Raw genomic sequence first — 367 nt, 5'->3', positions numbered from 1 at the left:
GGCAACGCCGTTTATGCTGCCTTCGAGGTATTTGGAGGAAACCGAAAGGCTGATCGGCCCGGACGCTTCGGCGACCGAGGCGCGGCCAAGAAAAGATGCGGGCGCGATCTGGGACTTGAACGCAACGGCCTGTCCCCGCCAGGCGAGCTTGCCTGTCAAATCGATCGGTTTGCCGATACCACGAACCTTCGCGTCAAGATTGAGCCCGGTGATGTCGTTGGCTGTTCGGTCCTGGGCATCGGCAAATGCTGCAAGCGGAAGCTTGCCCTCGCGAATCCCGACCGTTCCCTGCAGATTGACGCTGTTATGAATGCGTTCCGCGGTGAACTCGCGAAAAGCAAATACCACATAGGCCGTGAGGTGGCCG

General features: G+C 59.7%; 1 protein-coding gene. It reads right to left on the bottom strand.

Annotation, left to right across the window (positions count from 1 at the left end):
* The coding region (locus tag EN786_RS38125) for a hypothetical protein (protein ID WP_210238934.1) at positions 1–367 on the bottom strand (367 nt) is incomplete at both ends.

Source organism: Mesorhizobium sp. M4B.F.Ca.ET.143.01.1.1 (assembly GCF_004792275.1).
In the GTDB taxonomy this organism is placed as follows: Bacteria; Pseudomonadota; Alphaproteobacteria; order Rhizobiales; family Rhizobiaceae; genus Mesorhizobium; species Mesorhizobium abyssinicae.
Note: the sequence above shows the minus strand (reverse complement) of the source record. Positions and strands in the feature narration are given on the sequence as shown.